This is a genomic window from Pirellulales bacterium (assembly GCA_036490175.1).
Taxonomy (GTDB): domain Bacteria; phylum Planctomycetota; class Planctomycetia; order Pirellulales; family JACPPG01; genus JACPPG01.
Genome location: DASXEJ010000364.1, coordinates 1 through 8,419 on the forward strand (window position 1 = coordinate 1; position 8,419 = coordinate 8,419).

Below are 8,419 nucleotides of genomic sequence, written 5' to 3' on the forward strand. Positions count from 1 at the left end.
CCTTGCTTCTGACGGTCCCGTTGGCGTCAATCAGGAACACGTCGTCGCCATCGTTGTTGAGCGGCATCGAGGGATCGGTCATTGTAATGGGCAACTTGCCTTTCGCCGGGATTGACCCTGAAAGGCGGAATTCGTTGCCCGCTCGATCTTGCAGCTTCCAGCCGTGTAGGCGGATTTCTTGGGCCGTGGAATTTGCCAATGTGACTTCCTCATGGCCTCGATCTCGCCCGACCGGATTCGGCAGCAACGCCACGATCTCCACGCCGTTTGGTTCGATCTTGGCTGGCGGGGCATCAGTTGCAGGAGCCATGCGCTGGCCATGTCGCCAATCCCAGGGCGGGATCGGGTTTGGGTCAGCCCACAGCCCTCGTTTAGCGTCTCGGGCTTCCGCTTCCAATTTGCCGAGAGTTTCGTCTTTGGAATACTTCCTGTACCACCATGCGAAACCGGAGCGGACCAACTCTCGGCTGAGATTCTTGCCATCAGGCAAGATGATGTCAGCCAAAACACGACCGTATCGGTCTTTGCCCTTCGCCTGAACGGTCACGATCTCGCCGAACGCCAAATCGGATGTCGCCTGTTTGGCCTTATTGCCAAACGCCTGATGACTCTCGGGACAGTCGATTCCTTCCAGGCGGATTTTGATCTCTTCCCGATCCCGAAGCACTTTGATCGTGTCGCCATCCGTGATCGCCACGACTTTACCTGTGAATTCCTCGGCCACAGCCGGGACGGGTAGCAGCAAGATCAAAAGGGCAATCAGGCGAATCATGCCGTCGCCTCCGTGCAACTGACAAGCAGCAGCTCAAGCTCCATCGCCACAGCCCGCCGAAACTGATCCAGAACAATCTCTTCAGCCTGCTTGGGCGTGAGGCGCGCAGGTAGCCATTGGTCGTTGGCGAAGGTTTCGGCCAATTGCCGCAAGCCCAGGCGGTCTGGGCCTTCGGTAGTGACTTTGAATCGCATGGAAGTGCCTCCTGAGCCAATTAGCCAGATTCCGCGCCGGGCGCTGGAAATGCCGGTGGAGGAAACTTCGGTACCGGTATGACGAGCAGCAGCACGAAGAGGCCAAAAATGTGGCGGTACCAGGCGATCATCATGCTTCCATTTTTCCGGGGGGCATGGTACGTGGCGCGACCGGATTGCCGAGTATACTGGGCCAAACGACAGCTTCCAATCGCCCGTGGCGTAAGTGCCGGACCGGTCGTGCTGCCACAGGCCGTTACGGAATAATTCCGTATGGGCCGCTGGCAGCGAGACCGATCCATTCAAACGCCCCCGCCAGCCACCGGCATCTGCCGTCCAATCGCGGCTTTTCAGTACAATCAACTCCGGGTGCACCGCTGATAGGCGTCTTGGATTGCTTCTTTCGGTTGCCAACGCAGGTGAAAATTGCCCCAGGCCCTTGGCAGGCCGCCCTCGGGCACAGGCGATCACAGCGACACTCCTTCTTCTGCGCACCATCCTTCCTGGCTACAATTTGACTAACCCTGGCAGCAAGGAGATCCGCAATGCAGTTGGTTATCGAACAACTCGGTCGACTAAACAACGTAACGGTCGATATTAAGCCGTTGACCGTCTTTGTTGGCCGGAATAATACGAACAAAACCTGGGCGGCCTATGCCCTCTATGGTCTTGCTCAGTCTTTATCGTCGAAGCTCTATAACTGGGGCACCTTCTCGGCGCTTAGCGACTACCTCACAATTCCGGCAGAACTTCTCACTCGCATTTCTTCCGCCGCTGCCAACGTATTCGATAGGCAGAAGGCCCTTGCCGCAGACGCACCTGAGACAGATGTCACCGAAATTACCGTTTACCGCCAGGAGCTGCTTGAGAACCTTGAGCTACCCGATCCACTCCGCTTTACGTTCAACGCACAGGCTCTTGGCTTTCTATTGTCGATTGACCCCGCCCTTCTGGGCGACGCACGAGTAAGCCTTGAGTGTGACAGACGGCGCTTTCTCTATGACGGGGTCAATAAAGGTATTACCATCAAATTCAATCGCAATTATCGAAGCATTCAAATTACTACCTTTGGCAATCCGTATTTTAGCCACGGAATTGGTTATAGCACGTCACCGTATCCCCTCGATGATGACCGCAATCTAACTCGCTCACACATTTTAAATTACGTGCGATGGCTGGTACTCGGTGTCCAAGGAAACGTTGTCGCGTTTCCATCGGAGCGCAAGGCCTTATGGACAACCGCAAAGCTTTTGGCGGCCAAGGAACTTACAAATGCTCTGACTGTTCCCGCAAAGGACTTCATCACACTGACAAACATGTTAAACGACCGTAATGCGATGAAGCCGCAAGAGTATTCGCCGCAGCTAGTAGCATTAATGGGAGACAAGGTGCTCGAAGGTGTGCTTGAGTATGAGGGCGATCCCAAAGCGAAGGAGCTTGTTTATCTCGGAGAGAATGCCCCCCCTCTGCCAATGCACTCCGTAGCATCGATGGTTCGGTCTTTATCAGGTCTAGGCATATATCTTCAAACGTTCGGGTATGCAAATATCCCTGATCTAATCATCATCGATGAGCCAGAGATGAACGCGCACCCGGAAGCTCAGCTCAGAATCGCTGAGTATTTAGCGTGTCTGGCAAATCAGGGGATCACGATAGTATTTACTACACACAGTCCTTATATTACCGACCATTTGAATAGCCTGATGGAAGCGTCCAGTCTCTCGGCGGCCAAGCAAGCCACGGTGGCATCTCAGTTCAAGCTGGGCGACCAAAGGGCATTCATATCTCAGGATAAGGTTGCTGCCTATTGGTTCAGAGATAATGGAACGGCAGTGCCGGTATTGAACAAGCAGGAGCGACTTGTCGAAATGGAGACGTTTAGTGATACAAGTGACTATACGGCTAATCTTTACGCACACCTGCTCGATCAAAACGACGGAAAGTAGGTTCTATGCCATTTGACGTTTTGGAGGCGCACTGCTTGCTGCCGGGAACGAGTTATACAGAGCAAGGAAAAACCGTCAGCATTAACAGAGTAGGAGATGAGGCCATTAGGTTTTTTGGAATTGACAATCAAGCATTTCGGGACCATTTCCACGTCCAACAGGTCTGTGATATCCTTGTAGAATATCATAATGGTGCACTGGCAGTCCTCCTCTTCGTCGAGCTAAAGGGTGGAGCGTTAGCGACCGCTGAGCAGCAGATTCGGCGGGCTATACAGGCAATCCGCTCGTGCTTGAAAGGTGTCTGGTTGCAGCGTGCGCTCATAATATCAACAGGAGCTAAGGCGAATGTTGCGGCTGGAATCCAAAAACGCCTTAAACGTGACACCAACGTCACGGCGTTTATCAAGAGCTTGCCAAAGGGAACTTGGTCGTTGCGCCAGCCAGATTATCTTAATCCTGCGTAGTTGTGGTGATTTGGGTGGGGCCTGGGCGATTCGAGAAAGCGTTCTCGCCGATAGACAAGTCCTGCAAGAGCGAGGGGCACGCGATCGGCCCCGCCGCCACCGGCCAATACCGAGGAGTCGGTAAATGCCAAGGGCAGCCCGGTTGAGTTCCGTCACGATCAAACGCCTCGCGGCTTTTCCGCACGGCTGCTGGAACACTTGCCCAACAAAAAGGCCCGCCGAGATCGTATTTGACCATGGCGGGCCGCTTGAGCTGCTTGGTGAATCTCAGCCCCTACAGCCGCTCTTTGATCGACTTGAGCTTGTCGATCAGTTGCTCGGCATGGAGCAGCCCACCGACCTTCGTGACGAATTCGAAGGCCGAATCGAGGGCATGATGGGCGGCGTGTGGTGCCGCTCCATTTGCACTGAACTTGCGGCCAGCTTTACGACCTGGTTTGCCCTTTGGTTTGCCGGGCTTCTTTTTCGACGTGGCCTTGATGTTGTAGATCAGGCCTGGCGTAACCTTCAACTCCTTCGCCAGTTCGGCAACGGACTTGCTGGGATTGGCGGCTAATGCTTCACGGACTTTGGCAGACTTGCTGGTTTTGGCTTTTGCCATTTGGTCACCTTCGTGCTTGTAGGAGCGTTCGACAAGCTACGAGGATAATTGGGCTGGGGGCGCTTTGCTATAAAGTCGCGGTAGATTTATAGGCTACGAGGTGTTTCGTGCCACGGTCCGATGGGTAACACTGGATGCGACTGCTAACGGTCAGCTCGGCCCCGCAGCCGCCTGCCAGTACCGAAAATCGGTAGAGGCCGAGGGCAGCGTGGTCGAGCAAGAGCCTATTGGCACGGACGACGAGCGCAGCGTATCTTTGTCATTGCAGCCGAAGTGCCCGATTCCCTCTGAAGCGTCGCCACTACGGGATATGCGATATGCTCAAAATCGACCGAACCGCCAAAACCTTTTCCCGACTCGAAACGCCGGCGCTGGCCGATGCCTCGATAACTGAGCGGTACGACTTGCAGGAATTTATCTGCAACAGCCCACAAGCATTCTTCGAGGAAATCGGCCAAGAACTGTTTCTGATCGGCAAAGAAATCGCGCCATCGCCAAACGTCCAAGACCGGATCGACGTACTTGCGTTGGACAAGGAAGGCTTGGCAGTGATCATCGAGCTGAAACGCGGGAGCCACAAGCTGCACATGCTTCAGGCAATTACATATGCCGGCATGGTGAACAAGTGGCAGGCCCAGGACTTTACTCAACGACTCGACGCAGCACGCCAAGATGAGCTAGCCGATTTTCTTGTTGGGGAAACGGACGACATCAACCGGCAACAGCGGATCATCCTGGTCGCTGAAGCATTCGATTATTCTGTACTTGTTGCCACCGAATGGTTGACTGAGCAATACGGCGTGGACATTCATTGCTGCCGGTTATCCTTGGCCTGCGACAAAACGAACAAGAGCGATTTTGTAGTCTGCTCGAACGTTTACCCTGCCCCAGAGCTGACGGGTATCGCAGCGCCGCGCGTGCATGGGAAGGTAAGCAAGCCGCCAAAATGGCCGGACTGGACAACGGCTCTGGCAAACATCGCCAACCAAGCTATGGTTACATTCTTCAAGGAGGAATTGCAGAACAACCAGGAAAACTACTTGCCCAAGCGGTTTCTCAAATACCGTATTAATGACAGGTGGCGATGGTCGGTTACAGTGCGGAGCGGCTACGCTTACGTTTGGCAGCGGGGTCGATTTGACGGGGACGATGATTACTGGAAACAACGTCTAAGTAAGCGAAGCGACGTTGTCCCAGTCCAAGATGCCCGAGCGTTGCGATTTGTCCTGGAAACAGCCGGTGACTTCCAAGCGTTCCGTGAAGCCGTAAAGAAGGACCTCATTACGCGGACTTGGCTCACGGCCGACGAAAGTGAGGTTGACGACGGCGGCACTGGGGAGGACGGCTGAAGCCGCATGCAGCACTCATGGGCCTTCTTGACCGCTTCTTCAAGCCGCCAACGCAAGAAAAGTTTGCAAGCCTCCTGGCAGCGGCCTTGCGGGCTGCCGGCGACCCGCGAACCTCGCGCTATGACGCTGAGAATTCGCGGCTCGAGTTCACCGAAAAGGGCAAGCCCGCCGGCGTGCTGAACGTGGTCAATTTATTCGGCGAATATCTCCGGATAGCCAAGGCCGAACGGGCGACGTGGCTAAAAAAGAACTGCGTAGGCCTGCTCAATAGGATGGAGGTGCCCGAGGACTTCGAAGATGCCAAACCCGACTTGTTGCCAACTATCCGGCCTCGAGCAATGCTTGACGTGCTGCGGCTGGATCAAGAAATCGCCGGTTCTACTGAGCCCACGGAACTAGCTGCCCTGCCATTGAGCGAGCACCTGGTCGTCTGCCTCGCCTACGACCTGCCAAACACCATGCAACTCGTGAACAACAAGGCATTGCGGCAATGGGGCGCTAGCGCCTACGAAGCGGGCGAAATCGCACGCCACAACTTGGAGGCGCGGCCTTTCAACCTGATCAGGACAACCAGCAATCTCTACGTGTTTGAATGCGGCGATGCGTACGACTCCAGCCGAATGCTGATGCTCGATAAGGTTCGAGACCTTGAGTTCCAGGGTAAGACCATTGCAATACCCATCACCCGCAATTGTCTGATGGTGACTGGGTCGGAGGAACTCGATGGGTTGGGGCAGATGGCTGAACAAGCCGAATCAATGAAAGAAGATCCTCGGCCTCTCTGCTCCATTCCGCACATGCTCGACGGCGACGAATGGCATGCTTGGCAGCCACCGGCCGATCATCCCCACTACGCAAAGTTCCGGACGTTGGAGCTTCGTTGTCTGTTCGGTGAATATGCTGAGCAGAAACAGCAACTCGAAAAACTGCATGAGAAGACTGGGCTCGACGTATTCGTAGCAACTTTTAGTGTGATCGATAAAAGCGGCCGGCTTCTCAGTTGGTGCGTCTGGTCGAAAGGCATCGTGAGTTGGCTGCCCAAAACAGATTTCGTGGGTTTGTACGACCCAGACGTGAAGGCTCATCGTTTTGCGAGATGGGATCGGATGATCGAGGTGGCGAGTTCCTTAATGAAGCCGCTCGACCTGTATCCGCCACGTTGGGCTGTCGACGACTTTCCAAGCGAAGAGCAGTTTGGGCAAATGGCCGTCGAGGACTGGTCAAAATAACGCCGAGTAGCAGATTCAATTACCGGTAATTGCGTTGCGAACTGCGACCAAGCACTGAGGAGGAAGCATGACGCGACAATCCAGCAGGCTGGCCATGATCGTCGTGGTACTGGCTTTGACATCGCCGGCCTGGGCATGGAACGCCGCCGGCCACATGGTCACCGGGGCGATTGCCTACAGCACGCTGAAGGCCTCAAATCCTGATGCCCTCGACAAGATCGTCGCCATCCTGAAGCAGCATCCGGAATTTGACCAGCGCTGGGCACGGCCACTGAGCGAAGTCACTGACGACGAGCAAGGCCTCAACTTATTCATGCTTGCCGCCCGATGGCCCGACGATATTCGGCGGGAGAGGGAATTCACGCATCCCAAGTGGCACTACATCAATCTGCCCTTCAAGCCGGCGGGCCAGCCAGACTCGGTGCAGCCGCCAGAGCTGGACCCCGAGAACATCCGCGTTGGCTTTCGCCAAAATGTCGGCGTGCTGCAAAGCGATGCCAGCGATGCCGAAAAAGCCGTGGCGCTGTGCTGGGTGCTCCACCTGGTCGGCGATGCCCATCAGCCGCTGCACACGGCAACGCTGTATACGACTGAATTTCCCGAGGGTGATCGCGGCGGGACGCATTTCTTCATCCGGGCAAGGGAAGGCTCAAGGCCCATTGGCCTGCACACGATCTGGGATGACTTTATGCTGGGGTCATCGAAGTTCAGGCGAGTGCATAACAAGGCTATCGAGCTGCGAGCAGAATACCCACGAGATCAACTCCAAGAACTCGAGCCGGCGCCAACGGCAGTCAATTTCGAGGCATGGTTGCAGGAAAGCTTTGAAACGGCCCGGATGGTGGCGTACGACAACGGGCAATTGGCTGGATCACCCGACAAAGCGGATGCTCCCGTGCTGCCGGATGGGTATCTTGCCGAGGGGAAGCGGGTTGCCTGCCGGCGCGGTGCGTTGGCTGGGAATCGGATGGCTGGGGTTTTGGCGTCGGTTTTTCGGGATGCTGGGGCTAGTGGTCAGCAGCGCCCGTAGAAAGATACGCGTATCTTTCAACGGGGGGCCTGTTTCGCCCTTTTTGCGCGTCAAATCCATGTCCGGTGAAATCGACTGCCCGTTCTGCAACCCGCCGCCAGCAGAGCTGCTGCTCCAAAGCCAAGTTGCCTTTGGGTGGCTCGACGCATTTCCAGTGTCGACGGGCCATTCGCTCATAGTGCCTCGGCGACACGTTCAGAGCATTTTCGAGCTGCCGTCAGCCGAGCAGGCAGACCTTTGGCAGCTCGTTGCGCAGGCTCGACGAATACTGCTGGACCGTTTTCGCCCAAGCGGCTTCAACATTGGCGTCAACGACGGGATTGCAGCCGGCCAGACTGTCGGGCATGCTCATCTGCACGTGATTCCACGGTACGATGGCGATGTTCCCGATCCGCGTGGAGGCATTCGGTGGGTATTGCCGGCGAAAGCCCGATATTGGCCGAACCAGGGATAAAACCGCCCACTCCGGCCGAGCAGATCACGTTCCTGCGCAATATCCAGCGTTTGCTGGCCGAGGGGCGATTTGTCGCCACCTACAAGTACGCGCTGCTGATTGCCCTGGCCGACATTTCGGTTGAGCTGGGCGATGATTCCGGCGGCGCGTTGCTCGTGCCCACGAGCATAATCGCCGAAAAATTCATTCAGTATTATTGGCGACAGGTTGTTCCCTTTGTCGGCGTTGCCGGTCAACGGAGCGACGTTCTCCAACAGAATACTGGGACCCAGGCTGCAATCATCAACATGGTTGCCGAAGCACGCACAACGGTCGGCGGCTCCTACGCAAAGGCCCGCCACGACCCCCAGCACTTGCACTTGGTGAAAAGCGTCGAAGGC

At 55.8% G+C, this 8,419-nt stretch carries 10 protein-coding genes; 6 read left to right on the top strand and 4 right to left on the bottom strand.

Going from position 1 to position 8,419, the window contains the following annotated elements; translation table 11 throughout:
• A partial coding sequence (locus tag VGG64_28240) for a thermonuclease family protein (GenBank protein HEY1603523.1) occupies positions 1-772 on the bottom strand: 772 nt, incomplete at its 3' end.
• Positions 769-966, bottom strand: a complete 198-nt coding sequence (locus tag VGG64_28245; protein HEY1603524.1) for a hypothetical protein — start codon at positions 964-966, stop codon at positions 769-771. The genes VGG64_28240 and VGG64_28245, both read right to left, overlap by 4 nt.
• Before the next feature lie 545 nt (positions 967-1,511).
• Here VGG64_28245 and VGG64_28250 point away from each other — a divergent pair.
• Both VGG64_28250 and VGG64_28255 read left to right on the top strand, forming a co-directional pair.
• The gene (locus VGG64_28250) at positions 1,512-2,912 is read left to right on the top strand and encodes an AAA family ATPase (protein HEY1603525.1); all 1,401 of its coding nucleotides are present in this window, start codon (positions 1,512-1,514) and stop codon (positions 2,910-2,912) included.
• A 5-nt stretch (positions 2,913-2,917) separates the two neighbouring features.
• Complete coding sequence (locus VGG64_28255; GenBank protein HEY1603526.1) at positions 2,918-3,376, top strand: hypothetical protein; 459 nt, start codon at positions 2,918-2,920, stop codon at positions 3,374-3,376.
• Between the two features lie 274 nt (positions 3,377-3,650).
• Here the strand turns inward: VGG64_28255 and VGG64_28260 are convergent, their stop codons facing one another.
• Positions 3,651-3,977, bottom strand: a complete 327-nt coding sequence (locus VGG64_28260) for a hypothetical protein (GenBank protein HEY1603527.1) — start codon at positions 3,975-3,977, stop codon at positions 3,651-3,653.
• Positions 3,978-4,294: 317 nt separating this feature from the next.
• Here VGG64_28260 and VGG64_28265 point away from each other — a divergent pair, with 317 nt between their 5' ends.
• From VGG64_28265 to VGG64_28275, 3 genes are all read left to right on the top strand, one after another.
• Positions 4,295-5,326 (top strand): hypothetical protein, encoded by a 1,032-nt coding sequence (locus VGG64_28265; protein HEY1603528.1) that lies wholly within the window; start codon positions 4,295-4,297, stop codon positions 5,324-5,326.
• Positions 5,327-5,412: 86 nt separating this feature from the next.
• Positions 5,413-6,555 carry a hypothetical protein gene (locus VGG64_28270; protein HEY1603529.1) on the top strand — a complete coding sequence of 381 codons (1,143 nt, stop codon included), beginning with the start codon at positions 5,413-5,415 and terminating at the stop codon, positions 6,553-6,555.
• 94 nt (positions 6,556-6,649) lie between these two features.
• Positions 6,650-7,585: a S1/P1 nuclease gene (locus VGG64_28275; GenBank protein HEY1603530.1), complete on the top strand. Its 936-nt coding sequence runs from the start codon at positions 6,650-6,652 to the stop codon at positions 7,583-7,585.
• Between the two features lie 217 nt (positions 7,586-7,802).
• Here VGG64_28275 and VGG64_28280 read toward each other — a convergent pair whose 3' ends face one another.
• The gene (locus VGG64_28280; protein HEY1603531.1) at positions 7,803-7,937 is read right to left on the bottom strand and encodes a hypothetical protein; all 135 of its coding nucleotides are present in this window, start codon (positions 7,935-7,937) and stop codon (positions 7,803-7,805) included.
• Between the two features lie 56 nt (positions 7,938-7,993).
• Here VGG64_28280 and VGG64_28285 point away from each other — a divergent pair.
• Positions 7,994-8,419: hypothetical protein (locus VGG64_28285; protein HEY1603532.1), on the top strand; the 426-nt coding region annotated here is incomplete at its 3' end.

What these genes read in the sequence shown, in the direction of transcription:
- VGG64_28255 (HEY1603526.1), top strand. Translation starts at nt 2,918, where the DNA reads ATGCCATTTGACGTTTTGGAGGCGCACTGCTTGCTGCCGGGAACGAGT.
- VGG64_28265 (HEY1603528.1), top strand. Translation starts at nt 4,295, where the DNA reads ATGCTCAAAATCGACCGAACCGCCAAAACCTTTTCCCGACTCGAAACG.
- VGG64_28275 (HEY1603530.1), top strand. Translation starts at nt 6,650, where the DNA reads ATGATCGTCGTGGTACTGGCTTTGACATCGCCGGCCTGGGCATGGAAC.
- VGG64_28280 (HEY1603531.1), bottom strand. Translation starts at nt 7,937, where the DNA reads ATGAGCATGCCCGACAGTCTGGCCGGCTGCAATCCCGTCGTTGACGCC.
- VGG64_28245 (HEY1603524.1), bottom strand. Translation starts at nt 966, where the DNA reads ATGCGATTCAAAGTCACTACCGAAGGCCCAGACCGCCTGGGCTTGCGG.
- VGG64_28250 (HEY1603525.1), top strand. Translation starts at nt 1,512, where the DNA reads ATGCAGTTGGTTATCGAACAACTCGGTCGACTAAACAACGTAACGGTC.
- VGG64_28260 (HEY1603527.1), bottom strand. Translation starts at nt 3,977, where the DNA reads ATGGCAAAAGCCAAAACCAGCAAGTCTGCCAAAGTCCGTGAAGCATTA.